The following is a 24,358-nucleotide window of genomic DNA, read 5'->3' as shown; positions in this document are numbered from 1 at the left end:
ACATCATGGTTGTTAAGCGCTTAAGAAAAGAGGATCGCCGGGTGCAGCTGCTGGAGGTTGCTCGCGGCATTGTTCGCCAGCAAGGCACCGAGGCGCTCACCTTGGGCTATCTTGCCGAGCGGGCTAACGTGACAAAGCCTATTCCCTACGACCACTTTGGCGATCGTGAAGGCTTGCTGATGGCGCTGTACCAGGATTATAGCGATAGCCAGTTGGCGAAATTCCGCGAGACGCTGGCGGTCGACAGCAAAACGCTGGAGAAGACGATCCGCTTTTTCAGCGCTGCCTATATCGACTGCGCCATTACCGCCGGGCCGGAAACGGGTCCGATAGCCGCAGCGCTGTCTGGCTCCCGCGCGTTGCAGACGTTCCGCGAGGCGTGCGTTGCCGAATGTGCCGACTGTCTTCGCACAGCGCTCTCTCCGTTTATCGTGCTAAAAGGCGTTCAGGGTGAAGCGGTACTGACAGCCATCATCGGTGCCGCGGACGCGCTCAGTACTGCCGCGGGTAATGGGATACTCGCCCGTAACGTCGCAGAAGATATGCTCAGCGGCGCCATGTCTGGCGTTCTGGATACCTACGCCAACAGCACAAAATGATCGTTGCTCTCGGATTGACACCTAAGTTACCAATAGTAATATAGGTGTCAATTCACTCCCCTGCTGAGGTTGCTATGTCTGTTACACATGTCATCAATAATGCACTGATCGTGACGGCTCACCCTGTTGAACATTCATTATCCCATTCGCTGGCGGATCGCATCGCCGCGACGTTACGCGAGCAAGGGATGCAGGTAGAAATTGCCGATCTTCATGCTGAAGGCTTTAATCCGACCATGTCACGCCCCGATCTTGATTTGTATCACGGCGATCCCACTGCGCTTCCCGAGGATATTTTGCGCGAGCAGCAGCGCGTTGAACGCGCAGATATGCTGGTATTTGTCTTCCCGGTGTACTGGTGGTCAGTCCCCGCACTGTTAAAAGGCTGGTTCGATCGGGTGTTGACCCTGAACTGGGCGTATAAAGTGGCCGACGATGGCCGGATTGTGGGCAATTTACGCGATGTTCCCGTCCGCCTGATTGCCACCGGCGGCAGCGATCTCACCGGATTCGACAAACATGGCTATTCGACGGCGATTCAGACGCAGATAATCGAAGGTGTATTTGGCTTCTGCGGGTTGAAGAACGTGAAGCTCGATATCCTTTACCAGGCAGACACGGCAACACCTGCCCAGGTGGAGGATTTCCTGCAGGGGCTTGAGAGCATTTAATAAGCCCACCTGTCTTACCCGGCTTGCCTTTTCGCGCGCCGGGTCACCACCATATCTAAGAAAAGCATAGGATATGAAATCCTACGTTGAGTAAAACTCACATTGACGCCCACTATTTATCGTTTTTCAACCGTTATCGCGATGAAATACCATCCATTCACCCCTGGTATAGTGCTGTCGATAGTAGATAGCGGCATTAAAACAATAAATAATAATGTGCGTATATGGAGCACCTATGACACTCGATGTTTTATTTCATTTAATGGAAATTCTTTCACCAGAAAAAAACACCGCGGATGAAAATATACCTGCGCTAATTACGCGACTGTCGTCAGAAAACCATCGAACCGATGCGCTTTCCCCTTTTATCCATCGACTGCATCTCCTGTCTTTCGCCCAGAGCAATCCGGGTAACGCCGAGGAGCTGCTCGCTGCCCATTTACCAAAAGAAGATGGAACGCTTCCCCTGCTTGACTTCGCCGAGTGGCCCCAGGTGCGGTACGCAACGTCTGGCGAAGCGCAGACGTCTGAATCAGAAGCGTACTTCCATAAAATGACCGCGGCTGCCAATGTGTTACGCGCTGCGCTGATCGATGCAGAGCGCGCAAAGGGTACGCCTGCGCTTTATATTCTGGATAAATTACTTAACCTGAATAGCGCCCTGCCGGAAAGATATAAGAAGATGGCAAATATCCCCTACGCATGAACGCATTAACTATGCAGGATATACCTTCAGGAATATCCTGCTTAATTTAAGAAAGCCGTTTTTCATCGTACTCAAGACAGATAATATCCAGAGAAGGCACTACCGGCGAGTTCAGGTTTAGCCAGGCCAGCAGACGTTCAATACTCTGTCTTCTGAGTGAATTTTTCGGCCAGACCAGGTAGTAGCCATCCCCTGTTGCAATCGCCTCCCTGAAGGGCAGCGCGAGCAGGCCGCTTTTCAGCGCTTCCAGCGTGAGCCGGAGATCGGCCATCGCCACGCCGTGTCCGTGCATGGCGGCGAGACTTCCCTGCTCCAGGGTGTCGAACACAATCCCACCGCTCATGTCGAGACCGGGGAATTGCCCCGTTCTTTTCAGCCAGCGTCGCCAGTCCCGTCTGTCCGGAGAGGGGTGAATAAGGTCGCACTGCGGTAGCTGTTGCCGGGCAGATTCAAGCAAAGACGGGGTACAAACCGGAATGAGCCATTCGCTGAAGAGCAGCCTGCTTTCTGTTGACTCGCCGAAATAGCCATTCCCGAGGAGGATCGCGCAATCGTAGGGCTCACGGCTGAAGTCAACGGTGTCGAAGTCCATCCAGACGCTGGCAATTTCTACTTTCGGTTTCGCATGGTTTTCACGAAACGATTTCAGGACGTTAAGAAGCCATCTCATTGTCAGGGTGCTGGGAGCCTTGAGGCGCAGAAGGTGATTTTCACTTCTGAACGCGCGGCAGGCCCACTCGATGTTTGAGAAGCTTTCGCTAAGCTGTCCGGCCAGAATACGCCCGGCCTCACTGACTTCAACTCTCGGCCCTTGCCGTTTAAACAGCTCGCAGTCGAACCACATTTCAAGCGTCCGGACATGCCTGCTGACCGCGCCCGGCGTAATATTCAGTGCCTCAGCCGCTTTGCTGAAGGAGTTCAGCCGCGCGGCAACTTCAAAGGCGCGCAGGGCATACAGTGGTGGTAAAGACATACGTTCCCTTTCTGTGAGGTTTGGCTATGCAGTTTTTGTATTATCGGCACTCTGTGACTTGTCACCCAGACCCTCGGACGGAAATGTCAGCAGCAGCTCCCTGAGCAGGGACTCAAGCTGTGCGCGCTGCGCGTCAGATAAGCTGCTCAGTAGCGCATTTTGCGTTTGTGTATGCACGAACAGCGCCTCTTCGATACGATCCTGCCCGTGCGGTGTCAGGCTTACGAGGGTGCTGCGCTTATCGTCCGGATCGGCAATGCGCCTGATAAGCCCTTGCTGTTCGAGATGGCTGAGCCGGTTCGTCATCGCCCCTGACGTGATCAGCAGCGATTTATACAGCTGTGTGGGCGAAAGGCAGTACGGCTCACCGGCGCGACGCAGGGTGGCGAGCACGTCAAACTCGCCCTCGCGAAAACCAAACTGCGCCATGGCCTCCGCCCATTCTTTTCCCAGATGCTTCATCAGCCGAAGCAAGCGGCCAAAAATTTTCATCGACGAGGCGTCCAGCTCCGGCATGGCACGGCTCCACTGGTCGACAACGAAGTCTACATGGTCTTTCATTTTCACCTCTGATGGCGTGGGTATTTATCCTGTTGTGCGGTACCTCTTACGCAAAAAAAGATTTTATCTTAACGTTAAGATAAATGCTCGCAGCAATTTGCCCGAGCCATTCACAACTGAAAAGGATTCCCTGTTGAAACGCACGTCGCCATTACTCTTCGCCGTTATCGCTTTTATCGTGGGGCTGAACCTGCGCCCTATTCTGGCTTCTGTCGGACCGTTGTTTTCCGTGCTGCAGCGCGAAGCGGGGTTAACCGCTACGCAATTCAGCCTGCTGACCACCCTGCCGGTCGCGATGATGGGACTGGCCGCCTTATGTGGGCCCCGGCTTTTAGCCAGAGTCGGCGCCGTACGGGGAATTATGTTCGGGCTCCTCATCCTGCTTGTGGCCTGTTTATTGCGCGGTTTTAGCGCCTCACCAGCGAGTCTTATGGGCACCGCGTTACTGGGCGGGGCCAGCATAGGCACGATCCAGGCGTTAATGCCTGCCCTGATTAAAAAGGAATATACGCAAACGGCCAGTACGATCATGTCGCTGTTCAGCACGGGTATTATGGCCGGTGCGGCAGTCGCCGCCGCCAGCGCCGAGCCGCTGTTTTCATGGCTCACGCTGAAACCCGCACTGGCAATGGCCGGGCTGTTAGCGCTGCTGGCGCTGATACTGTGGTTGACTCTGGTTAAGCATCCTCAAGGGGAAAAAACAGCCCACGAAACCGTTACGCTCTCGTCCTCTCGCACAGGGCTACTGCTGCTCTTTTTCGGCGTAGGAACAGGAGCCTATACGCTGGTATTGGCCTGGCTGCCTCCGCTCTATATTCAGGCAGGATGGTCCGCACGCAGCAGCGGCTATATGCTGGCCTGGCTGACGTTAACCGAGGTTGTCGCTGGGTTTGCCGTCTCCGCGCTGATCGGTAAATTCCCCGACCGTCGCGTGCCGCTGATCGCCGTATTGTTGCTGCTGCTGGCGGGATTACTGTGTCTGGTCTTTTCGCCGGGAACAACGCCGGTGTTATCCACGTTGCTGCTGGGTACCGGGATCGGTGCCCTCTTCCCGCTGTCGCTCATCGTCACGTTCGATCATGCGCGAACGCCCGCCCAGGCCGGGAAGCTACTGTCTAAAGTTCAGGGAGGTGGATATATGATTGCCGCGCTGATGCCGTTAATTGCGGGGATCGTTCGCGACAGCGCTGTCTCGCTGACCAGCGCATGGCTGATAATGAGTGCGGGTGTTATCTTGCTGATTGTCATCGCAATGAAATTTAAACCCGTCGGGGAAGCGCAGGTGCGGTGAATGCGGTACCCGCTTTAAGATTTGCCGCAGGGATGGATTGAATATGAGGCACAGGAACTTGATTCAAAATGGCGCTGGTGTCAGACGCGCATACGACAATAAATAATGACATCTTATACACTGCCGCCTGTTATTTTTCATCTCGCCAGTGATTATTTTCAATCAATAACCGCCTCCTTCAGGCGGCCCAAAGTTAAATATCGCTCCTTACGTCAAATTATAAAAAATTACCAAAACTGGCAGTTGATTCTTATTTGTATGACTTTTACTATTTCCCTGCAACTCATTGATTAATTTGTTTTAGGGAAATAAAAATGACAAGAAATATTGTTGCGGGAATGATGATGGCCGCGTTTTCAGGGGCAGTATATGCAGGTACCTCACAAGTCACACCGGATTTTTCACCGGAAAGTTTAACGGTTTCAGCCTCTGCCGGGATGCTGAGCGGAAAATCCCATGAGATGGTTTATGACGAAGTCACAGGAAGAAAAATTAGCCAACTGGACTGGAAAATAAAAAATGTCGCTATTCTGAAAGGCGATATTTCCTGGGATGCATACTCATTTTTGACGCTGAACGCCCGCGGCTGGACGTCCCTGGCTTCAGGTTCAGGTCATATGGATGACTATGACTGGATGAATGCCAAGCAATCCTCCTGGACAGATCATTCAAGCCATCCTTCGACGAACGTTAACTATGCCAATGAATACGATCTCAACGTAAAAGGTTGGATCTTCCAGGGCGATAACTATAAAGCGGGCGTCACCGCAGGTTATCAGGAAACCCGCTTCAGCTGGACGGCGACCGGGGGTTCTTACAATTACGATAACGGCGCCTATCAGGGGAACTTCCCGGCAGGCGAACGCGGTATTGGTTATAGTCAGCGTTTCTCCATGCCGTATATTGGCCTTGCAGGACAGTACCGTTTTAATGACTTTGAATTTAATGCCCTGTTTAAATTCAGTGACTGGGTCCGTGCGCATGATAACGACGAGCACTACATGCGCGATCTGACCTTCCGCGAGAAGACATCGGATTCCCGCTATTATGGCGCATCCGTTGATGCCGGATATTATGTGACTCCACACGCCAAAGTTTTTGCTGAATTTACCTATAGCAGTTACGAAGAAGGTAAAGGCGGTACGCAGATTATTGATACCAATACTGGCGAATCCGGCTCTATTGGCGGGGACGCTGCGGGTATTTCTAACCACAACTATACCATTACAGCGGGTCTGCAATATCGCTTCTAATTCAGACGTTAAAACAGACCAGGCCCCTTACGGGGCCTGGGATTGATGACAAACCCCGCAATCAACATTTAAACCGTCTTTTTGCCGGGTGGCGCTGCGCTACCCGGCCTACATTCCGCTCCGGGTGAAACTCACGCACTGTATCAGCAGTCTGAAGCCCCCTTAAAATCCATCAGGCTGCTAAAAACGAAGATTCTTAGCTTTCCAGGGCAGCCAGAATCGCTGCTTCCATTTTCTCGGGCTTGGTCATCGGTGCAAAACGCTTGAGTGGTTTACCGTCGCGTCCGATCAGGAACTTCGTAAAGTTCCACTTGATCCGCCCACCCAGCACGCCGGGTAACTCGTTTTTCAGATAACGAAACAGCGGGTGAGCTGCGCTACCGTTAACCTCGACTTTCTCGAACATCGGGAAGCTCACGCCGTAGTTAATGTGACAAGTCTTTGAGATTTCATCAGCGCCGCCGGGTTCCTGTTTACCGAACTGGTTGCAGGGGAAGCCAAGCACCACTAAACCTTGTTCGGCGTATTTCTTATATAGCGCTTCAAGACCAGCGTACTGTGGCGTAAAACCACACTGGCTGGCGGTATTAACGACCAGAACCACCTTTCCCGCATAGTCGGCCATTGAGATAAGCTGCCCGTCCAGACGGGTGGCGCTAAGTTGATGAAAGTGGGTCATATTAGTGATTATGGTCTCTTAGAAAAACGGTTAGCACATCCTTTGGAGGGGTTACACCCGTTTCAGAAAGCATCCAGCCCACAGCGCCACGATGATAGGTACCGTGAAACAGCACATGGTTGAGCATATCCGCCGCTTTCATTTCGCCGTATCCGCCATCGACGAAACGGAATTTAATGATTTCAGAAAGTCCGGGAACGTCCATTGAACCTGCGTGCTTAATATACCAGTCAGTGCATTCAGTCATCTTTTTCTGAAGCTCGTCTGCAGACGGCGTTTCTGGGGTATTTAGCGCAGTATATTCATGCATTTGACCTGTGATATTTGCCCTGAAAATCATATCCACGACATAAACATGGTTCATAAGCCTGAGCATCAGGTGGTGCTTTTCAGCATTTGCTGAGGTATCGACCCTCTGTATTGCTTGTAAGGTTTCCGTATCTGCCCAGCGTTTGAATTTGAATAACGTGACAATCGATCCTATGTCCATCGCTCCTCCCAATTAACAAAAAATTATCATATCAGCAACTTTGTCAGGCTGGTATGGGATTCCAAAACGCGTATATCAGCAATAGTGTTGAACGCCCGCCGTCAGATTCAGGCCTGATGCGCCAGATCTTCGCGAGTCGGCCCCTGAAAGTAGATCGTGCTGATATGGCAACTTCGAGGCTGAGTCAGTACAAAACGAATCGTTTCCCAGATTGACCATCCATTCACCAGACGCTGCCCCATTCTTGATCGATTATCGACATGCGGCTCTAAGCCGTTCAGTTCAAAATCAGGTGGATATAACCCGGTTACCCGAATGTTTTCTTTGGATAAGTGTTCTGACAGTTTCGTTGTAAAACCGCTGAGCCCGTGTTTGCTGGCAAAAAAAGCGGGATGGGCAATCGAATCTGTAAAGTTCGGAATTCCGCACGCAGATATAATCGCAATGATGTCTGCACTGTCTGAGCGTCTTAAACCCGGTAGCATTGCCTGGGTGAGCAGGATTGAACCTGTCAGGCCTGAACTGACGGTATTGAAGATTTCTGTGCTCGACTGTTCGTCTATTGTCCCTGACAACCACTGAGCAGCATTCAGAATTAAAATATCGATTGGCCTGTCTGAATGTAAGACCTGCGAAGAAAACTGAGAAATGGATTCCGGCAGGGCTAAATCACAGAGATACCCTTTCGCCTCACCGCCTTCAGCCGCAATGAGGCTGCAGGTTGTTTGAATATCCACCGCCCGACGGGCGCTAAAAACCACTTCAACGCCCTCTCGCGCCAGCCAGACGCACAGCGCCTGACCAAATCCCCCACCGCCACCCGTGATAACAGCTCTTTTACCCCTCAGCATAACTCTTTGTCCTCTGTCGTGATAATTCTGTATCGGAGGATTAATAGCATGATGAGGCGGGTAACATCTTCCCGTTAGTGGCGTGGCGCGAACTTCCCGTCCTACACCGCCGACTTCGGCCGTAAATTCTCGTCAAACGTCAGCCGTTTGCGATCGGCCTCAACCTCACGCAGCGGCTCTACCTGATGCATCGTCAGCTTGCAGCGCTCCACCAGCACCTGATACTCCCGCGTGCCCTGCTGCTTCCATGCCAGCTCCTGCTTGCTCAGTTCACGAATCGCTTTTGCCGGGGTGCCGATAATCAAATGGTTGGCGGGCATCTCCGCTTTCGCCTTTACGAACGCCGCCGCCCCGACGATGCTGTTTTCACCGATGACCGCGCCGTCCATCACCACCGCGTTCATGCCCACCAGCGCATTGCGGCGGATAATGCAGCCGTGCAGAATGGCACTGTGGCCGATATGCCCGTCCTCTTCCACCACCGTGTCCTGCTCCGGGAAGCCGTGCATCACGCAGTTATCCTGAATGTTCGCCCCGTCTTTCACTACGATGCGGCCAAAATCGCCGCGCAGGCTGGCGTTAGGGCCGACATAAACGCCTTTGCCCAGAATCACGTCGCCAATCAGCACTGCCGTTGGGTGAACGTAGCTCTCGTCAGGTACCACTGGCGTCAGACCATCAATTTGATAAACAGGCATACCCTCTCCTTACGCAGTATTCAGACCACCAAAACGTTGATAGTAAAGCGTGCCGGGCACGGGCAGTTCCCCAACCGAGGTTTCGCCTTTTTCGCTGACAAACGCCAGCGCCCCCGGCGCGACGCGCTGGTAGATATTGATGCAAAGCTGTCGGGCGCTTTGTCCCGCCCAGTGCGCGGGCAGTAACTCTTCCGGCAACAGCGGGTCTTTCAGCACCACGCGACGATAAAAGTGAATCAGCAGCAGTTGGATCTGGAAGCAACGTTCCGGCGTCAGCTCCTCCGGCGCGGCCTCTTTCAACAGCGGCAGCAGCGGGCGGAATGAATCGATGAACGTCTCGTACATTGCGTTTTGCTCAGTGAGCTGCCAGCACTCCTCCACTCGCGAACGCAGCGCCGCGCGCGAAAGCGCCAGCGGCGAGTGGGCTTCAAAGAAAATCACGTTTTCCGCCACCCCGGCATCGTGTAGCAGGGACTGCACATCCGCCAGATGCTGTGACGGCGAGGCCATCAGGCTCGGCGCCAGCGTGCCAAACCCCTGCCAGATAAGCTGTTTTTTGACGTCGGCAAGGGTGGTTTTATCCAGCCCTTCGGAGAGCAGCAATAACCATTTGCCGTCCCAGGCGGGCAGTTCCGCGCGGTAGATCTTGTTCTCCGCGCGACGCGTCAGACGCAGCCCCTTATCGCTCAGGCGGTAAAAGCTGCGACGCCCGATGCGGGAAACGTCCAGCCAGCCCTCTTTGTTGAGGCGAAACAGCGCGGTGCGCACGAACCGTTCGCCAAACCCCATGCCTTCCAGCAGAGCGGCAAGGCTGCCGAGCCAAATCTCACCGCCGCGATGGGAAAGCGCGTCACCGTATAACGAGGAGATAAGCGATGTCCCGCTGACGGGAACGGAGCTGACAGCGTGCTGGATAAAGGCGTCGAGTTTATTCATGTGATTCATTCTGTTGTTATTTTTGTCCTGGATGAATCATAGCATACGAATCTGGTGTGTACCCTCACCCCTCACCCTGACCCTCTCCCCTGAGGGGAGAGGGGAAAAGACCGCACCGTGCAGTCCCTTCTCCCCTCCGGGGAGAAGGTTAGGATGAGGGGTAAGGTGTTTTAACCGTTGGCCGCAACTTTACGCAAATCAAACACCCGGCAGGCTTTCCCCTCCGAGCGCGGGATACTGCCGCAGTTGACGATCGTCACGTCGGTGGAAATCCCCACCATCGACTTAATGCGGTGGCGAAGCTGGTGACACACCTGGCAGCGCTGCTCGTGCGTCAGGGTTAAGCTGCTCTCTTTCAGCTCGACCTTCACCGAAAGTGAATCAAGATGCCCGCGGCGGTTCACCTCCAGCTGGTAGTGCGGAGAAAGGTGTTCGAACTTCACGATCTCCTCTTCCAGCTGTGACGGGAAGACGTTGACGCCGCGGATGATCAGCATATCGTCACTGCGGCCGCTGATCCGGTCCATACGACGCATGCTGCGCGCGGTTGCCGGGAGCAGGCGCGTCAGGTCGCGGGTGCGGTAGCGGATCACCGGCAGCGCCTCTTTGGTCAGCGTTGTGAACAGCAGTTCGCCCTGCTGACCGTCATCCAGCGGCGTGCCGTCGTTCGGGTTGACGATCTCCGGGTAGAAGTGATCTTCCCAGATGGTTGGGCCGTCGACGGTTTCGATACACTCCATCGCCACGCCCGGTCCCATCACTTCGGAAAGGCCATAAATATCCAGCGCGGTAATGCCTAAGCGTTTTTCAATCTCGCGGCGCATGGCCTGCGTCCACGGCTCGGCACCGAAGACGCCCACGCGCAGGGAACAGCCGCTGGCATCGCCGCCCATCTGGCGCTCCAGCTCTTCAATCAGGTTGAGGCAGTAGGATGGCGTCACCATGATCATGTCCGGCTGGAAGTCTCGGATCAGCTGCGCCTGTTTCTCCGTCTGGCCGCCGGACATCGGGATCACCGTCGCGCCTAAACGCTCGGCACCGTAGTGCGCGCCCAGCCCGCCGGTAAACAGGCCATAGCCATACGCCACGTGAATTTTGTCCTTCGCGCTGCCACCCGCGGCGCGCAGGGAGCGGGCCACCAGGTTGGCCCAGTTGTCGATGTCATTCTGCGTATAGCCCACGACGGTCGGTTTGCCGGTGGTGCCGGATGATGCGTGAATACGCACCACCTGCTCCATCGGCACGGCAAAGGTATCGAACGGATAGTTATCCCGCAGGTCCTGCTTGGTGGTGCACGGGAATTTGCGGATATCCGCCAGTTCGTTGAAATCGTCAGGGTGAACGCCCGCGGCGTCAAACTTGCGTTTGTACATCGGCACGTTGTTGTAGGCGTGATGCAGCGTCCATTTCAGACGCGCGGTCTGCAGCGCCTGTAGTTCGTCAAGGGAGGCCGTTTCAATCGGATCAAGCTTTGTTGTATTTGTCATTGTAGGGTACTCACATTGTTTTTATGCTCAAACACGCTCAAGGATCATGGCAATGCCCTGACCCACACCGATGCACATCGTACACAGCGCGTAGCGCCCGCCGCGTCGGTGCAGTTCATTGCTCGCGGCCAGCGCCAGTCTGGCACCGCTCATTCCCAGCGGGTGGCCCAGCGCAATCGCGCCGCCGTTCGGGTTGACGTGCTCGGCATCATCCGGCAGGCCCAGCTGACGCAGCACGCCCAGCGCTTGCGAGGCGAACGCTTCGTTAAGCTCAATCACGTTCATATCGTTAATACTGAGTCCGGCGCGCTCCAGCACCTTGCGGGTGGCGGGTACCGGGCCGAGCCCCATCAGACGTGGCTCCACGCCCGCCGTCGCCATCGCCACGATCCGCGTGCGCGGGACTAACCCCTGCGCCAGCGCCATCTTCTCGCTGGCGACAATCAGTGCCGCCGCGCCGTCGTTGACGCCGGAGGCATTTCCCGCCGTGACCACCCCGTTCTTACGGAACGGCGTTTTTAGCCCGGCGAGCTGCTCGAGCGTGGTGTCCGCGCGCGGATGTTCATCCACGCTGAACTCTGTGACCGCCCCTTTTTTGCCTGGCACCCGCACCGGCACAATCTCCTGCGCCAGAATGCCGTTCTGCTGGGCCTGCGCGGTACGCTGCTGGCTGCGCAGCGCGAACGCATCCTGATCTGCACGGCTGATATTTAACAATTCAGCTACATTCTCTGCCGTTTCCGGCATACTGTCAGTTCCGAATTGCTGATGCATGAGCGGATTCACAAATCGCCAGCCGATGGTGGTATCAAAGACTTCCGCCTGACGCTGAAACGCGGCGGTGGCTTTGCCCATCACAAACGGTGCGCGGGACATCGACTCCACGCCGCCTGCGATCAGCAGGTCGCCGTCGCCTGCCTTAATGGCGCGCGCGGCGAAACCAATCGCGTCAAGCCCCGACCCGCACAGGCGGTTAATAGTGGTTCCAGACACCGTCTGAGGCAGTCCGGCCAGCAGGGACGACATACGCGCTACGTTGCGGTTATCTTCCCCCGCCTGGTTGGCGCAGCCGAAGATCACATCATCGATCCGCTCGAGGTCGAGCTGGGGGTAGCGGTCCAGCAGCGCGCGCAGCGGCACGGCACCGAGATCGTCGGTCCGGACTGCGGCAAGCGCGCCGCCGTAGCGCCCCACAGGGGTTCGAACACCATCACAAATAAATGCGTCACGCATCTGCCTCTCCTGTCACGCTGCCGCCGATGCGGTGAGATTTTCCGCGAAAAAGGGCGACGGTTTTCTGTTGTTGGTTCTGGATTTCAATGTCATACACGCCGGTCAGCTTGCCCTGATGCATCACGCGCGCGGTGGCGGTGAGCGTGTCCCCGGCAAAGCCCGGACGCAGAAAATCAATCGAGCAGCCTGAGGCTACCGCCGCCAGCCCCTGGCTGTTGCAGGCGTAGGCAAAGGCGGTGTCTGCCAGCGAAAAAAGCTGTCCACCGTGGCAGGTTTTATGGCCGTTAAGCATCTGCGGAGTGATGGTCATGGTCACCACCGCGTAGCCTTCATCCATCTCGACAATGTCCATCCCCATCGCCTGCGCGCAGGCGTCCCGTTCGTACATCGCGCGGGCGTTATGCCAGGCGTTAAGACTCATAGCTACTCTCCAGAAGCGCGCGCTGGCGCAGCAGTGAACAGGGTCGATAGCGCTCTTCGCCGTAATGACGCTGCAGGTTCTCCAGCAGCGTCAGCAGGCGCTGCCAGCCCAGACGCTCGCCCCAGGCGATCGGCCCGCTCGGGTAGTTCACGCCCAGGCGCATGGCGGTATCGATGTCCTTCTCGCTGGCGACCCCTTTTTGCATGGCATCCAGCGCTTCGTTGGCAATCATTGCCAGCGTGCGCCAGACCAGCAGGCCGGGATAATCGGCAATTTGCACCACCCGGTTACCCTGCTGTTGCAGGTAGCGGATGGCTTTTTGCGTCGCGGTATGCGGGTTGCTTGCCGCCGCGGCAATCACCGCCACATCGCGTTCAATGCGGTCGACCACCACCACCGGGCCGTTGAGCCGCAGCGCCAGCGCCTGAGCGGTTTCCCCCTGCGTTTCAATCAGATACACATCATCAATTTCGGTGACACCGTCACGTCTTTTTTCCACGCGCATCGGGCTGTAGCTGTCGTTCACGGCAGGCTCCCACTGAACATTGGGTTTGTCACCCTGCCAGTTGTAGACGCCCTTACCGCTCTTTTTGCCCAGCCGCCCTGCCAGCACCAGCTCCTGCTGGACCAGAGAAGGCAGAAAACGACGCTCCTGCCAGAAGGCGTTAAATACCGAGCAGGTCACCGCAAAGTTCACGTCCTGACCAATCATGTCGGTCAGCTCCAGTGGCCCCATCGGGAAACCGCCGCCTTCGCGCAGGGCAGCATCAATCACCTCCGGTGGGGCGACCTGCTCTTCCAGCGCGCGCCAGGCTTCGGAATAGAACGGACGCGCGACGCGGTTGACGATGAACCCCGGCGTTGACTGGCAGCGAACGGGCTGTTTCCCCCAGTTCAGCGCCAGCTCGCACAGCGCATCGGCCACTTCCGGTGAGGTTGCCAGCCCGCTAACCACCTCCACCAGCTTCATCACCGGTGCCGGGTTAAAGAAATGCAGCCCTGCGACGCGCTCCGGATGGTGGATATCCGCCGCAATCGCCGTGACGGAGATAGAGGAGGTGTTACTGGTCAACAGCGTCTGCGGCGGGCAGACTTCCGCCAGTTTCGCAAACAGCGTTTTTTTGACGTCAAGGCGTTCGGAGGCCGCCTCAATAACCAAATCTGCCGATGCCAGCGCATCGATATCCGTCACCGGAACCAGTCGGGCGAGGATCTGTCCGCTCGCGTCCGCAGAAAGCTTTCCGCGCGTTACCCGAGACGCGAGGCGTTGACGAATGCCGTCAATCGCGCGGGAAATGGCGTCGGCAGAAATGTCGTAAATCAGAACCTGATGACCGTGGCTTGCCGCCACTTCGGCAATACCTGCGCCCATCGTGCCACTGCCAATCACGGCGACAGTCCGTATGTTCAGCATCTTATTTCCCCGTAAAGTTCGGCGCGCGCTTCGCCAGGAAGGCGCTGACGCCCTCGCGGTAATCGTCGCTGCGCCCGGCCAGACGCTGATAGTCGCGCTCCAGATCGAGCTGGGCGTCCAGGGTGTTGGTTTCTGCGGCATTGATCGCCTGCTTGATCAGCCCCAGCCCGAAGGTCGGTTGAGACGCAAAATGCAGCGCCATCTGCTGCGCCGTCGTGGAGAGCTGGTCGTCATCCACCACCTGCCAGATCATCCCCCACGCCTGCGCCTGTTCGGCGCTGAGTTTGTCGCCGAGCAGCGCCAGCCCCATGGCGCGTGCGCGTCCGGCCACGCGCGGCAGCAGCCAGGTGCCGCCGCAGTCCGGCACCAGGCCGAGCTTGCTGAAGGCCATCACAAAGTTGGCCGAACGGGCGGCAATGACCATGTCGCACCCCAACGCCAGCGTGGCCCCCGCGCCAGCCGCCACGCCGTTAACGGCACAAATGACCGGTTTCGGCAGCTTTGCCAGGCGGCGCACCAGCGGGTTATAGAAAGTTTCAACGGACATCCCCAGATCCGGCGCCGGGCCGTTAGGGTCGACGTTGCGGTCGTTCAGATCCTGACCGGCACAAAAGCCGCGTCCCGCCCCGGTGATCAGCAGGCAGCGGATGGTGTCATCACGCTCGGCCTGTTTCAGGCACTCGGCAAGCTGCTGGTGCATCACGTCGTTAAAGCTGTTCAGACGCTCCGGGCGGTTCAGCGTGATGGTCATTACGCCCTGCTCAACATGACTGAGAATACATTCCACAATTAGCGTCCTTTAAAGTCGGGGGTGCGTTTTTGTAAGAAGGCGTCGATGCCTTCCCGGCGGTCTTCGGTGGCAGAAAGCAGCGTAAAAAGCTGGCGCTCCTGGGCCAGCCCGGCCTGCAGCGGCACCTCCTGAGACTGGCGCAGCGCCTGTTTCGCCGCCTGCAGCGCCAGCGGAGAGTGGCGCGCCATCCGTGCCGCCTGCTCCAGGGCATACTCCAGCGTCAGCGCTGCCGGGTAAACATCGCTGACCAGACCCGCGCTCAGCGCCTGCTGCGCGGAGATACTCTCTCCGGTCAGCACCATTTTGCTGGCGAGCGATTTACCGACGCTGCGAATCAAACGCTGGGTGCCGCCCGCGCCGGGCATAATGCCCAGCGTGATTTCCGGCAGGCCAAAGCGGGCGTTATCGCCAGCAATCACCACGTCGCACAGCAGCGCCAGCTCGCAGCCCGCGCCCAGCGCGAAGCCGTTCACGGCGGCAATCAGCGGTTTGTTGAACGCGTTAATGCGCGCCCACAGCTGCGGGCGGATATCGTTCAGAGTGGCAGGCAGGTCTTTCTCCGCCATTTCGTTGAGATCGGCCCCGGCAGCAAAGCAGCGTTCGCTGCCGTAAATCACGCAGACGGAAATCTCGATGTCAGAAGCCGCGGCCTCAAGCTGCTCAGCAAGCTGCGTCAACAGCGCATTGTCGAGGGCGTTGCGCGCCGCCGGACGGTTGAGCGTCAGCTGGAGCACACGGCCATGACGGGTAACAATCAGTTCGCTCATGCCATCCCCTTCGCGTCAAAATCCACGATCACGTCGGCGGTTAACGGCAGCGACTGGCAGCTCAGCACGTATCCTGCTGCCAGCTCGTCCGGCTCCAGGCTGTAGTTGGTCGCCATGTCCACCTTCCCGCGCAGCACTTTGCACTTGCAGGTGGCGCACACGCCGCCCTTGCAGGCATACGGGAGATCCGCCCCCTGACGCAGGGCCGCATCCAGGATGCTTTCATCGTCCGCCGTCAGGGTGATTTCACGGTCGCGTCCGTCCTGACGCACGGTCACTTTCTGGCCTTCCGCCTGCACGTGTACCGCGCGTTTAGCGGAGAACCCCGGAGTGTTAAAGCGCTCAAGGTGAATCGCTTTGTCCGGCATCCCCAGCGCCTTCAGCGTGGCTTCGGCGTCGTCCATCATCGCCGACGGGCCGCAGATAAATGCCTCGTCGTACTGGCGGAAGTTGATCAGGGTTTTCGCCAGCGCCTGCAGCTTTTCCCCGTCGATGCGACCGTAGAGCAGATCGCTGTCCAGCCGCTCCTGGCTGAAAATGGAGACCAGCTGCAGCCGCTGCGGGTATTTGTCCTTCAGGTCCGCCAGCGCCCGGCGGAACATCATGCTCTGGCTGCTGCGGTTACCGTAGATCAGGGTGAAATGGCTGTTGGGTTCGGTCGCCAGCGTAGCGGAGATTATCGCCAGCATCGGGGTGATCCCGGAGCCTGCCGCAATCGCCAGGTAGTGGCCTTCGCGTTCGGCCCGCGGCTGGTAGCCAAACTGCCCCTGAGGAACCATCACCTCCAGCGCCATGCCCGCTTTGATCTCATCCCGGGCATAGCGGGAAAAGCGCCCGCCGTCGATGGCTTTGACCGCCACGCTGATCTCGCCCGGGGCGGTACTCCGGCAGATGGAGTAGCAGCGGCGCAGCTCGTCCCCGTCAAGCTTCGTTTTTAACGTCAGGTGCTGGCCGGGGCGGAAACGGTAGGCGTCCTGCAGCGCCTGCGGCACCGCGAACGTGATGGTCACCGCGTCGCGGGTTTCGGGTTCCACTTTTGCCACTGTTAATGAATGAAACGTTGTCATGGCAGCCTCAAATACATTTGAAATAGTCGAAGGGCTCACGGCAGGTGTTGCAGCGATAGAGCGCTTTGCAGGCCGTCGAACCAAATTCACTGATAAGCGAGGTGTCGGTGCTGGCGCAGCGCGGGCAGCTCACCTCCAGAGATGCGTGCGCGTGACAGCTATGCCCCACGGGCGGACTGATGCCGTACGCCCGCAGGCGCTCACGCGCGTCGGCGGTCATCCAGTCGGTGGTCCAGGCGGGTTCAAGCTGGAGCACGATATGCACCGGGGTAAAGCCGTGCGCGGTCATCGCGTCGCGGATCGCCCCCAGCAGGTGTTCCGTTGCAGGACAGCCCGAGTAGGTTGGCGTGAAGCCAATGACCCAGCCTTCCCCCTGCGCCTTCACGCTGCGCACCATGCCTAAATCGGTGATGGTTAATACCGGCACTTCCGGATCGGGGATCTGGCTTAACAGCACCCAGATCTGCGGAATTTGCGCAGGCGCGATGTCGACGAGGCGTTGCATAGCGTTCTCCTTTACCACTGCTGGCCCGGGTACGCGCGCTGGAGATACTGCATTTCCGCCAGCATCGGGCCCAGATGTTCGGTATGCAGCCCCTGCTTGCCCCCGGTGCGATACGCCACCTCTTCGGGCACCTGCAGGCAGGCTTCATTCAGACCTGCAAAGACTTCGCTTTCCCACGGCTGGCGCAGGCCGCGTGGGTCAACCGCCACGCCGGAGTCAATCAATTCCAGCTCAAGGTCATCCGCCTCAAACAGCTCCGCCGTAAAACGCCACAGGCTGTCGATGGCCTGCTGCATTTTTTGCGCGGACGTTTCGGTCCCGTCGCCCAGACGCACCAGCCAGCCGCGGCTGAAGCGCAGGTGGTAGCGCGCCTCTTTGATGGCTTTGGCGGCAATAGCGGCAAGCTGACTGTCGGTGCTTTGGGTCAGGCGTTCGTATAGCGCCACGTTCCAGGCATCCATCAGGTACTGGCGGGCAAGGGTATCAGCGAAGCTGCCGTTCGGCTGCTCCACCAGCAGCACGTTGCGGAACTGGCGCTCGTCGCGGCCAAACGCCAGCGTGTCTTCATCGCCCTGGCCTTCCAGCTCAGCGGCATAGGTCAGGAAATTGCGCGCCTGGCCCAGCAGGTCGAGACCGATATTGGCGAGCGCAAGGTCAATTTCCAGCTCCGGCGCGTGGCCGCACCAGGCGCCCAGACGCTGGGAAAGCACCAAACCGTTGTCGCCCAGACGCTGGGCATAGGCAGTCACTGAATTCATTTTTTGCCTCACATATGCTCGATGCCGTTAGGGATGGTGTAGAACGTCGGATGTCGATAGACCTTGCTTTCCGCCGGGTCGAAGAACTCACCGCTCTCTTCCGGCTGGGAGGCGACAATCTCGCTCGCCTTAACCACCCAGATAGAGCACCCTTCGCTACGGCGGGTGTAGGCATCACGCGCATTTTCCAGCGCCATGCGATCGTCGGCTGCATGAAGGCTGCCCACGTGACGGTGGGACAAACCTTGTTTGCTGCGTACGAAGACTTCGTACAGCGGCCAGTAGACATTGCTCATGGTTATTTCCTCTTATGCGGCCTGACGGGCGCGCTGTTTTTCGGCGTGCGCCAGCGCGGCTTCCCGCACCCACGCCCCGTCTTCCCAGGCTTTTCGTTTCGCGGTCAGGCGTTCGTGGTTGCAGATGCCGCGCCCGTTAATGACCTCGTCAAACTCATGCCAGTCGATCTCGCCGAAGCGGTAGTGGCCGCTCTCTTCATCGAAGCGCAGGTGGGGATCCGGCACCGTCATGCCCAGCATCTCCACCTGCGGCACCGTATTGTCGACAAAGCGCTGGCGAAGTTCGTCATTGCCGAAGCGTTTGATTTTCCAGGCCAGACTGCGGGCGCTGTTCGGCGAGTTGTCGTCGTTCGGCCCGAACATCATCAGCGCCGGCCACCAGAAGCGGTTGATGGCGTCCTGCAGCATCTGGCGCTGGGCCTCACTGCCCTGCGCCAGCGCCATGCAGGCCTCAAAGCCCTGGCGCTGGTGGAAGCTCTCTTCTTTACAGATTTTCACCATCGCGCGGGCATACGGACCGTAGGAGGTCCGGCACAGCGCTACCTGGTTGACGATAGCGGCGCCGTCCACCAGCCAGCCAATCACGCCGATATCGGCCCAGCTCAGGGTCGGATAGTTAAAAATGGAGGAGTATTTCATCTTGCCGTCGAGCATCTTCTGATAGATGTCTTCCCGCGCGCAGCCCAGCGTTTCCGCCGCGCTGTAGAGGTAGAGCCCGTGCCCGGCTTCGTCCTGCACTTTCGCCAGCAGGATCGCTTTTCGGCGCAGCGTCGGCGCGCGGGTGATCCAGTTACCTTCGGGCAGCATGCCGACAATTTCGGAGTGCGCATGCTGACCAATCTGGCGGATCAACGTCTTACGGTAGGCGTCAGGCATCCAGTCCTGAGGCTCAATCGCCGTCTCCTGCGCTATGCGCTGCTCAAACCGTTGTTCTTGCGTCACGTCATCACCTTTATGATTCGTTAGTTTGCAAATTAAAGCGTAATGTTGAATCACTTTGTTTTTTAAAAGTTACACAAAGGTTAAATATAACCCCAAGAATTGTTTCCCGGTTTTGTGATGCCGCTCGCAAGGCTTTTACCAACAGCCTTGCATCAAGCGCCTTTTCGCGATGCGATTCATCCAGCCAGATCACAACGTTAACAATTCATTAAAAACACAGCTTGATTTTTATGATTCACGGTCAAACTATTAATGGTGAAAAAACGAAACATTTGGAGATAAGCGATGCAGCAGTTAGCCAGCTTCGTGTCCGGTACCTGGCAGTCTGGCCGGGGCCGCGAACGCACTATTCATCACGCCATCAGTGGCGAAGCGCTTTGGAGCGTAACCAGCGAAGGGCTGGATATGGCGGCCGCCCGTCGCTATGCGATTGAGCGCGGCGGTGAAGCGCTTCACGAGATGACCTTTATCGAACGGGCAGCCATGCTGAAGGCGGTGGCAAAGCACCTGCTTAGCGATAAAGAGACGTTCTATGCCCTGTCCGCCCAGACGGGCGCGACGAAGGCGGACAGCTGGGTCGATATTGAAGGCGGCATCGGCACCCTCTTCACTTACGCAAGCCTGGGTAGCCGCGAACTGCCGGACGACACGCTGTGGCCGGAAGATGAGTTAATCCCGCTGTCGAAAGAAGGCGGCTTTGCGGCGCGCCACGTCCTGACCTCGAAATCCGGCGTGGCGGTGCACATCAACGCCTTTAACTTCCCCTGCTGGGGGATGCTGGAAAAGCTGGCGCCGACCTGGCTCGCCGGGATGCCCGCCATTATCAAACCCGCTACCGCTACCGCACAGGTAACGCAGGCGATGGTGAAATCCATCGTGGAAAGCGGACTGGTGCCGGACGGCGCCATCAGCCTGATCTGCGGCGGCGCGGGTGACCTGCTGAACCAGCTCGACAGCCAGGACGTGGTGACCTTTACCGGCTCCGCCAGCACCGGGCAAAGCCTGCGCGTGCACCCGAATATTGTGGCGAATTCCATTCCCTTCACCATGGAGGCGGACTCCCTGAACTGCTGCGTGCTGGGAGAAGACGTCACGCCGGAACAGCCGGAATTTGCCCTGTTCATCCGGGAAGTGGTGCGCGAGATGACCGCCAAGGCCGGGCAGAAATGTACCGCTATCCGCCGGATTATCGTCCCGCAAAACCAGATTGAGGCCGTCAGCCTGGCGCTGATTGCGCGGCTGGAAAAGGTGGTGGTGGGTGACCCGGCGCAGGAAGGGGTGAAGATGGGCGCGCTGGTCAACGCCGAACAGCGTGCGGACGTGCAGGAGAAAGTGGAGCAACTGATCGCAGCAGGCTGCCAGATCCGTCTGGGCGGCAAAGCGGATTTGCAGGCCGCGGGCGCGTTCTTCCCACCGACCCTGCTGTTCTGCCCGCAGCCGGATGAAACCCCGGCCGTCCACGCGACGGAAGCCTTCGGCCCGGTTGCGACACTGATGCCGTATCGCAACGCGCACCACGCGATGCAGCTTGCCCGCGCGGGCGGCGGCAGCCTGGCGGGTACGCTGGTCACCGCAGACCAGGACATTGCCCGCCGGTTTATTGCCGGTGCGGCGCGCGCCCACGGGCGTATTCAGATCCTTAACGAGGAATCAGCAAAAGAGTCTACCGGCCACGGATCCCCGCTTCCTCAGCTGGTGCACGGCGGCCCGGGCCGCGCGGGCGGCGGCGAAGAGCTGGGTGGCCTGCGTGCGGTGAAGCACTACCTGCAGCGCACCGCGATTCAGGGCAGCCCGTCGATGCTGGCCGCCATTGGCAAACAGTGGGTGCGTGGCGCAACGGTGCAGGAAGATCGCGTGCATCCTTTCCGCAAATACTTTGAGGAGCTACAGCCGGGCGACAGCCTGCTGACGCCGCGCCGCACCCTGACGGAAGCGGATATCGTGAACTTTGCCTGCCTGAGCGGGGACCACTTCTACGCCCATATGGACAAGATCGGTGCGGCAGAGTCAATCTTTGGCGAGCGCGTGGTGCACGGCTACTTCCTGATTTCCGCCGCGGCCGGGCTGTTCGTCGACGCGGGCGTCGGGCCGGTGATTGCCAACTACGGTATGGAAAACCTGCGCTTTATTGAGCCGGTTAAACCGGGCGACACCATTCAGGTGCGTCTGACCTGCAAACGTAAAACGTTGAAGAAACAGCGTACCGCGGAGGAAAAACCAACCGGCGTGGTGGAATGGGCCGTTGAGATATTCAACCAGCATCAGCAGGCCGTGGCGCTCTACTCCATTCTGACGCTGGTGGCGCGCCAGCAGGGCGAATTCTGACACCTTCCCTTCACCGCCTTTCCTGCCGGGTGGCGCGATGCTTACCCGGCCTACGACGACCAGCCGGGGTGTGACGTCATCCCGGTCTTTTTTTAACCTGGCAAGGCTGACAAATAATCTGGCAGATGCAGGCAAACGCTTTTCTCATGGGCCTGTCAGGATAAGGCTGTGACAACACAATAAACCCTAAAAACACAACAAGATGAGGTCTACGATGGGAAGCAATTCTTCTTTTTCTGCCCGTAGAACGGCGCTGGCCATGGCCGTTGCGCTGTGTTGCGCCTGGCAATCCCCTGTTTTCGCCCACGGCAGCGAGGCGCATATGGTCCCAATGGACAAAACGCTGCAGGACTTTGGCGCGGACGTTCAGTGGGATGATTACGCACAGATGTTCACCATTGCGAAAGACGGTGCCTTTGTGAAGGTCAAACCGGGCGCAAAAACCGCCATCGTCAACGGTAAAACCCTCAAGCTTGAGGTGCCGGTGGTGATGAAAGGCAAAAAAGCCTTTATCTCTGAGACCTTCATCAACGATGTTTTCCAGTCTGGCCTCGATCAGACCTTCCAGGTTGAAAAACGCCCCCACCCGTTAAACGCGCTCACGGCGGACGAAATTAAGCAAGCCGTTGAGATTGTGAAAACCTCGGCGGATTTTAAACCCAATACCCGCTTTACCCAGATCGCCCTTGCAGAGCCGGAGAAAGCCAAAGTGTGGGACTTTGTGCTCAACGGAACGGCAGTCGATTCCCCCCGCCTGGCGAAGATCGTCATGCTCGATGGCAAGCACGTTATCGAAAGCGTGGTGGACCTGAAGGATAAAAAAATTCTGCGCTGGGAACCGGTAAAAGACGCGCACGGCATGGTTCTGCTGGATGACTTCGCCACGGTACAGCAGATCATCAACGAGAGCACCGAGTTTGCCGAAGTGCTGAAAAAGCGCGGTATCACCGATACGAAGAAAGTGATTACCACCCCGCTGACCGTCGGCTATTTCGACGGCAAGGACGGCCTGAAGCAGGAAGATCGCCTGCTGAAGGTGGTGAGCTATCTGGACGTGGGCGACGGCAACTACTGGGCGCACCCGATAGAGAACCTGGTCGCGGTTGTCGATCTTGAACAGAAGAAAATTCAGAAAATCGAAGAAGGCCCGGTCATCCCGGTTCCGCTCACCCCGCGCCCGTATGACGGCCGCGACCGGGTAGAAACGGTGAAAAAACCCCTGGAGATCGTCGAGCCGGAAGGCAAGAACTACACCATCACCGGCGATATGGTGCACTGGCAGAACTGGGATTTCCACCTGAGCCTGGACTCCCGCGTGGGCCCGATGATTTCAACAGTTACGTATAACGACAACGGCAAAAAGCGCCAGGTGATGTATCAGGGTTCGCTCGGCGGCATGATCGTCCCTTACGGCGATCCGGACGTGGGCTGGTACTTTAAAGCCTATCTCGACTCCGGCGACTACGGGATGGGCACCCTGACCTCACCGCTGGTGCGCGGTAAAGACGTGCCGTCCAACGCCGTGATGCTCAATGAAACCATCCCGGATTATACCGGCGCGCCGATGGAGATCCCGCGCGCGATCGCCATTTTCGAACGCTACGCGGGGCCGGAATATAAGCATCAGGAGATGGGCCAGCCGAACGTCAGCACCGAACGTCGTGAACTGGTGGTGCGCTGGGTCAGTACCGTGGGCAACTACGATTACATCTTCGACTGGGTGTTCCATGAAAATGGCACCATTGGCATTGACGCCGGTGCAACGGGTATCGAGGCGGTGAAAGGCGTTCAGGCGAAAACCATGCACGATGCCACCGCCAAAGACGACACTCAATACGGCACGCTGATCGACCATAACATCGTCGGCACCACGCACCAGCACATCTACAACTTCCGTCTTGATATGGACGTGGACGGCATCAACAACAAGCTGGTGGCGATGGACCCGGAAGTGAAGCCGAATACCGCCGGTGGTCCGCGCACCAGCACCATGCAGGTGAATCAGTACGATATTGACACCGAACAGCAGGCGGCGCAGAAGTTCGACCCGGGCACTATTCGGCTGCTGAGCAACACAAGTAAAGAGAATCGCATGGGCAACCCGGTTTCGTATCAGATTATCCCTTACGCGGGCGGTACGCACCCGGTGGCAAGCGGTGCGAAATTTGCCCCGGACGAGTGGATCTACCATCGCCTGAGCTTTATGGACAAACAGCTGTGGGTGACGCGCTACCATCCGGATGAACTTTACCCGGAAGGCAAATTCCCGAACCGCTCCATCCACGACACGGGCCTGGGGCAGTACAGCAAGGATAACGAGTCGCTCAATGACCAGGATGACGTGGTCTGGATGACCACCGGGACTACCCACGTCGCACGCGCAGAAGAGTGGCCGATCATGCCGACGGAATGGGTGCATACCCTACTAAAACCGTGGAACTTCTTCGACGAGACGCCAACGCTCGGGAAGAAGAAAGACGAACAGAAATAAATAACGTACCGGGCGCAATGCCCGGTTTTTCATCTATTTACTTGCTGAATACTTCTCCCCGATTATAGTTATTTCTACCTCATTTTTTCATTTCATTTTTGAATCACTTTCTGCCAGGACGCGAACTGTCCACAAGCGACGTAATACATCATTG

25 protein-coding genes are annotated in these 24,358 nt (G+C 57.6%); 7 read left to right on the top strand and 18 right to left on the bottom strand.

The genetic code is table 11. The features are described from left to right. Positions 1–5: 5 nt before the first annotated feature. From ACTJJA_RS06005 to ACTJJA_RS05995, 3 genes are all read left to right on the top strand, one after another. Positions 6–599: a TetR/AcrR family transcriptional regulator gene (locus tag ACTJJA_RS06005; protein WP_042716852.1), complete on the top strand. Its 594-nt coding sequence runs from the start codon at positions 6–8 to the stop codon at positions 597–599. 74 nt (positions 600–673) lie between these two features. Then, positions 674–1,270 (top strand): NAD(P)H-dependent oxidoreductase, encoded by a 597-nt coding sequence (locus tag ACTJJA_RS06000; RefSeq protein WP_440666770.1) that lies wholly within the window; start codon positions 674–676, stop codon positions 1,268–1,270. A 235-nt stretch (positions 1,271–1,505) separates the two neighbouring features. Beyond that, complete coding sequence (locus ACTJJA_RS05995; protein WP_440666768.1) at positions 1,506–1,976, top strand: hypothetical protein; 471 nt, start codon at positions 1,506–1,508, stop codon at positions 1,974–1,976. Between the two features lie 46 nt (positions 1,977–2,022). On the opposite strand, the gene ACTJJA_RS05990 is transcribed toward ACTJJA_RS05995, so the two are convergent. Then, on the bottom strand, positions 2,023–2,949 hold the full coding sequence (locus ACTJJA_RS05990; protein ID WP_440666766.1) for a LysR substrate-binding domain-containing protein: 927 nt from the start codon (positions 2,947–2,949) through the stop codon (positions 2,023–2,025). Between the two features lie 24 nt (positions 2,950–2,973). Beyond that, positions 2,974–3,510, bottom strand: coding sequence for a MarR family winged helix-turn-helix transcriptional regulator (locus tag ACTJJA_RS05985; protein ID WP_440666764.1), 537 nt, complete (start codon positions 3,508–3,510; stop codon positions 2,974–2,976). A gap of 133 nt (positions 3,511–3,643) precedes the next feature. Here ACTJJA_RS05985 and ACTJJA_RS05980 point away from each other — a divergent pair, with 133 nt between their 5' ends. Continuing rightward, positions 3,644–4,801: an MFS transporter gene (locus tag ACTJJA_RS05980; RefSeq protein ID WP_440666762.1), complete on the top strand. Its 1,158-nt coding sequence runs from the start codon at positions 3,644–3,646 to the stop codon at positions 4,799–4,801. A 314-nt stretch (positions 4,802–5,115) separates the two neighbouring features. After that, a complete protein-coding gene (locus ACTJJA_RS05975; RefSeq protein ID WP_410974823.1) occupies positions 5,116–6,054 on the top strand; it encodes an omptin family outer membrane protease in 939 nt (312 codons plus the stop codon). A 196-nt stretch (positions 6,055–6,250) separates the two neighbouring features. On the opposite strand, the gene ACTJJA_RS05970 is transcribed toward ACTJJA_RS05975, so the two are convergent. The 16 genes from ACTJJA_RS05970 to paaA form a co-directional block, all read right to left on the bottom strand. After that, the gene (locus ACTJJA_RS05970; protein WP_440666760.1) at positions 6,251–6,733 is read right to left on the bottom strand and encodes a glutathione peroxidase; all 483 of its coding nucleotides are present in this window, start codon (positions 6,731–6,733) and stop codon (positions 6,251–6,253) included. A gap of 1 nt (position 6,734) precedes the next feature. After that, positions 6,735–7,223 carry a DinB family protein gene (locus ACTJJA_RS05965; protein ID WP_440666758.1) on the bottom strand — a complete coding sequence of 163 codons (489 nt, stop codon included), beginning with the start codon at positions 7,221–7,223 and terminating at the stop codon, positions 6,735–6,737. 107 nt (positions 7,224–7,330) lie between these two features. Next, positions 7,331–8,074, bottom strand: coding sequence for an SDR family oxidoreductase (locus ACTJJA_RS05960; RefSeq protein ID WP_440666756.1), 744 nt, complete (start codon positions 8,072–8,074; stop codon positions 7,331–7,333). Positions 8,075–8,175: 101 nt separating this feature from the next. Further along, positions 8,176–8,772, bottom strand: a complete 597-nt coding sequence (paaY, locus tag ACTJJA_RS05955) for a phenylacetic acid degradation protein PaaY (RefSeq protein ID WP_440666754.1) — start codon at positions 8,770–8,772, stop codon at positions 8,176–8,178. Between the two features lie 9 nt (positions 8,773–8,781). Continuing rightward, positions 8,782–9,717 carry a phenylacetic acid degradation operon negative regulatory protein PaaX gene (gene paaX / locus ACTJJA_RS05950; RefSeq protein ID WP_029485064.1) on the bottom strand — a complete coding sequence of 312 codons (936 nt, stop codon included), beginning with the start codon at positions 9,715–9,717 and terminating at the stop codon, positions 8,782–8,784. A gap of 161 nt (positions 9,718–9,878) precedes the next feature. Then, complete coding sequence (gene paaK / locus ACTJJA_RS05945) at positions 9,879–11,195, bottom strand: phenylacetate--CoA ligase PaaK (RefSeq protein WP_421512209.1); 1,317 nt, start codon at positions 11,193–11,195, stop codon at positions 9,879–9,881. A 27-nt stretch (positions 11,196–11,222) separates the two neighbouring features. Further along, positions 11,223–12,428, bottom strand: a complete 1,206-nt coding sequence (pcaF, locus tag ACTJJA_RS05940) for a 3-oxoadipyl-CoA thiolase (RefSeq protein WP_440666751.1) — start codon at positions 12,426–12,428, stop codon at positions 11,223–11,225. After that, entirely contained in the window at positions 12,421–12,849 is a 429-nt protein-coding gene (gene paaI / locus ACTJJA_RS05935; RefSeq protein ID WP_108416967.1) for a hydroxyphenylacetyl-CoA thioesterase PaaI, read from the bottom strand. The genes pcaF and paaI overlap by 8 nt, the downstream gene beginning before the upstream one ends. Further along, positions 12,839–14,263 carry a 3-hydroxyacyl-CoA dehydrogenase PaaH gene (gene paaH / locus ACTJJA_RS05930; protein ID WP_440666749.1) on the bottom strand — a complete coding sequence of 475 codons (1,425 nt, stop codon included), beginning with the start codon at positions 14,261–14,263 and terminating at the stop codon, positions 12,839–12,841. Before paaH ends, paaI begins: the two co-directional genes overlap by 11 nt. A 1-nt stretch (position 14,264) precedes the next feature. After that, the gene (gene paaG, locus ACTJJA_RS05925) at positions 14,265–15,053 is read right to left on the bottom strand and encodes a 2-(1,2-epoxy-1,2-dihydrophenyl)acetyl-CoA isomerase PaaG (RefSeq protein ID WP_253178722.1); all 789 of its coding nucleotides are present in this window, start codon (positions 15,051–15,053) and stop codon (positions 14,265–14,267) included. Further along, positions 15,053–15,820 carry a 2,3-dehydroadipyl-CoA hydratase PaaF gene (gene paaF / locus ACTJJA_RS05920; RefSeq protein ID WP_440666748.1) on the bottom strand — a complete coding sequence of 256 codons (768 nt, stop codon included), beginning with the start codon at positions 15,818–15,820 and terminating at the stop codon, positions 15,053–15,055. The genes paaG and paaF overlap by 1 nt, the downstream gene beginning before the upstream one ends. After that, positions 15,817–16,887, bottom strand: coding sequence for a 1,2-phenylacetyl-CoA epoxidase subunit PaaE (gene paaE / locus ACTJJA_RS05915; protein WP_440666746.1), 1,071 nt, complete (start codon positions 16,885–16,887; stop codon positions 15,817–15,819). The genes paaF and paaE overlap by 4 nt, the downstream gene beginning before the upstream one ends. 7 nt (positions 16,888–16,894) lie before the next feature. After that, positions 16,895–17,392, bottom strand: a complete 498-nt coding sequence (paaD, locus tag ACTJJA_RS05910) for a 1,2-phenylacetyl-CoA epoxidase subunit PaaD (RefSeq protein ID WP_440666744.1) — start codon at positions 17,390–17,392, stop codon at positions 16,895–16,897. Between the two features lie 11 nt (positions 17,393–17,403). Then, a complete protein-coding gene (gene paaC, locus ACTJJA_RS05905; RefSeq protein ID WP_440666742.1) occupies positions 17,404–18,150 on the bottom strand; it encodes a 1,2-phenylacetyl-CoA epoxidase subunit PaaC in 747 nt (248 codons plus the stop codon). 8 nt (positions 18,151–18,158) lie between these two features. Continuing rightward, complete coding sequence (gene paaB, locus ACTJJA_RS05900) at positions 18,159–18,446, bottom strand: 1,2-phenylacetyl-CoA epoxidase subunit PaaB (RefSeq protein WP_440666740.1); 288 nt, start codon at positions 18,444–18,446, stop codon at positions 18,159–18,161. Positions 18,447–18,458: 12 nt separating this feature from the next. Then, complete coding sequence (gene paaA / locus ACTJJA_RS05895) at positions 18,459–19,388, bottom strand: 1,2-phenylacetyl-CoA epoxidase subunit PaaA (protein WP_440666738.1); 930 nt, start codon at positions 19,386–19,388, stop codon at positions 18,459–18,461. Positions 19,389–19,673: 285 nt separating this feature from the next. Between paaA and paaZ the strand changes: the two genes are divergently transcribed. Both paaZ and tynA read left to right on the top strand, forming a co-directional pair. Then, positions 19,674–21,713 carry a phenylacetic acid degradation bifunctional protein PaaZ gene (paaZ, locus tag ACTJJA_RS05890; protein ID WP_440666736.1) on the top strand — a complete coding sequence of 680 codons (2,040 nt, stop codon included), beginning with the start codon at positions 19,674–19,676 and terminating at the stop codon, positions 21,711–21,713. Between the two features lie 214 nt (positions 21,714–21,927). Continuing rightward, complete coding sequence (gene tynA, locus ACTJJA_RS05885; protein ID WP_440666734.1) at positions 21,928–24,204, top strand: primary-amine oxidase; 2,277 nt, start codon at positions 21,928–21,930, stop codon at positions 24,202–24,204. Positions 24,205–24,358 lie beyond the last annotated feature (154 nt).

The organism is Enterobacter sp. 22452, from assembly GCF_052045065.1.
Lineage (GTDB): Bacteria > Pseudomonadota > Gammaproteobacteria > Enterobacterales > Enterobacteriaceae > Enterobacter > Enterobacter mori.
This window is presented reverse-complemented; position numbering and strand designations above follow the sequence as displayed.

What these genes read in the sequence shown, in the direction of transcription:
- ACTJJA_RS06005 (WP_042716852.1), top strand. Translation starts at nt 6, where the DNA reads ATGGTTGTTAAGCGCTTAAGAAAAGAGGATCGCCGGGTGCAGCTGCTG.
- ACTJJA_RS06000 (WP_440666770.1), top strand. Translation starts at nt 674, where the DNA reads ATGTCTGTTACACATGTCATCAATAATGCACTGATCGTGACGGCTCAC.
- ACTJJA_RS05995 (WP_440666768.1), top strand. Translation starts at nt 1,506, where the DNA reads ATGACACTCGATGTTTTATTTCATTTAATGGAAATTCTTTCACCAGAA.
- ACTJJA_RS05990 (WP_440666766.1), bottom strand. Translation starts at nt 2,949, where the DNA reads ATGTCTTTACCACCACTGTATGCCCTGCGCGCCTTTGAAGTTGCCGCG.
- ACTJJA_RS05985 (WP_440666764.1), bottom strand. Translation starts at nt 3,510, where the DNA reads ATGAAAGACCATGTAGACTTCGTTGTCGACCAGTGGAGCCGTGCCATG.
- ACTJJA_RS05975 (WP_410974823.1), top strand. Translation starts at nt 5,116, where the DNA reads ATGACAAGAAATATTGTTGCGGGAATGATGATGGCCGCGTTTTCAGGG.
- ACTJJA_RS05970 (WP_440666760.1), bottom strand. Translation starts at nt 6,733, where the DNA reads ATGACCCACTTTCATCAACTTAGCGCCACCCGTCTGGACGGGCAGCTT.
- ACTJJA_RS05965 (WP_440666758.1), bottom strand. Translation starts at nt 7,223, where the DNA reads ATGGACATAGGATCGATTGTCACGTTATTCAAATTCAAACGCTGGGCA.
- ACTJJA_RS05960 (WP_440666756.1), bottom strand. Translation starts at nt 8,074, where the DNA reads ATGCTGAGGGGTAAAAGAGCTGTTATCACGGGTGGCGGTGGGGGATTT.
- paaY (WP_440666754.1), bottom strand. Translation starts at nt 8,772, where the DNA reads ATGCCTGTTTATCAAATTGATGGTCTGACGCCAGTGGTACCTGACGAG.
- paaX (WP_029485064.1), bottom strand. Translation starts at nt 9,717, where the DNA reads ATGAATCACATGAATAAACTCGACGCCTTTATCCAGCACGCTGTCAGC.
- paaK (WP_421512209.1), bottom strand. Translation starts at nt 11,195, where the DNA reads ATGACAAATACAACAAAGCTTGATCCGATTGAAACGGCCTCCCTTGAC.
- pcaF (WP_440666751.1), bottom strand. Translation starts at nt 12,428, where the DNA reads ATGCGTGACGCATTTATTTGTGATGGTGTTCGAACCCCTGTGGGGCGC.
- paaI (WP_108416967.1), bottom strand. Translation starts at nt 12,849, where the DNA reads ATGAGTCTTAACGCCTGGCATAACGCCCGCGCGATGTACGAACGGGAC.
- paaH (WP_440666749.1), bottom strand. Translation starts at nt 14,263, where the DNA reads ATGCTGAACATACGGACTGTCGCCGTGATTGGCAGTGGCACGATGGGC.
- paaF (WP_440666748.1), bottom strand. Translation starts at nt 15,820, where the DNA reads ATGAGCGAACTGATTGTTACCCGTCATGGCCGTGTGCTCCAGCTGACG.
- paaE (WP_440666746.1), bottom strand. Translation starts at nt 16,887, where the DNA reads ATGACAACGTTTCATTCATTAACAGTGGCAAAAGTGGAACCCGAAACC.
- paaD (WP_440666744.1), bottom strand. Translation starts at nt 17,392, where the DNA reads ATGCAACGCCTCGTCGACATCGCGCCTGCGCAAATTCCGCAGATCTGG.
- paaC (WP_440666742.1), bottom strand. Translation starts at nt 18,150, where the DNA reads ATGAATTCAGTGACTGCCTATGCCCAGCGTCTGGGCGACAACGGTTTG.
- paaB (WP_440666740.1), bottom strand. Translation starts at nt 18,446, where the DNA reads ATGAGCAATGTCTACTGGCCGCTGTACGAAGTCTTCGTACGCAGCAAA.
- paaZ (WP_440666736.1), top strand. Translation starts at nt 19,674, where the DNA reads ATGCAGCAGTTAGCCAGCTTCGTGTCCGGTACCTGGCAGTCTGGCCGG.
- tynA (WP_440666734.1), top strand. Translation starts at nt 21,928, where the DNA reads ATGGGAAGCAATTCTTCTTTTTCTGCCCGTAGAACGGCGCTGGCCATG.